The sequence below is a fragment of the Pseudomonas sp. IT-P4 genome, assembly GCF_949767755.1.
In the GTDB taxonomy this organism is placed as follows: domain Bacteria; phylum Pseudomonadota; class Gammaproteobacteria; order Pseudomonadales; family Pseudomonadaceae; genus Aquipseudomonas; species Aquipseudomonas monachiensis.
Genome location: NZ_CATKPX010000098.1, coordinates 1 through 325, shown reverse-complemented (window position 1 = coordinate 325; position 325 = coordinate 1). Strand labels below are relative to the sequence as shown.

The following is a 325-nucleotide window of genomic DNA, read 5'->3' as shown; positions in this document are numbered from 1 at the left end:
ACGGCGCTGCTGTCGTAGGCCACGCCGAAGTTCCACAACCACTGCTCGGTGGCCTGGTATTGCGTGCCAAGGGAGAGGTGCCAGGTGTCCTTGAAGCCGGCGTCGACGGTCTTCGATTGCGAGCCGAACGCCGTGGTGTCGACCTCTACGGCGATGTCGCCGAATTCCGACCAGTCCTGCCAGTTGGCCGAGGCCAGCAGTGCCCATTGTCGGTCCAGTTGCTGGAACAGGCTCAGGGTGACGGTTTGCGGCACCTTCATGTCCAGTTCGGTGTTGGTGTTGTTGACTCTGTCGAGCAGACGTCCGTCGCCCTTCACATCAAGCC

Annotated in this window: 1 protein-coding gene; it reads right to left on the bottom strand. The window is 61.8% G+C overall.

What is annotated here, in order from left to right; all coding sequences use genetic code 11:
- Positions 1–325, bottom strand: a 325-nt coding sequence (locus ACM6IT_RS27040; RefSeq protein ID WP_414919027.1) for an OmpP1/FadL family transporter, incomplete at both ends; no start/stop codon positions are given.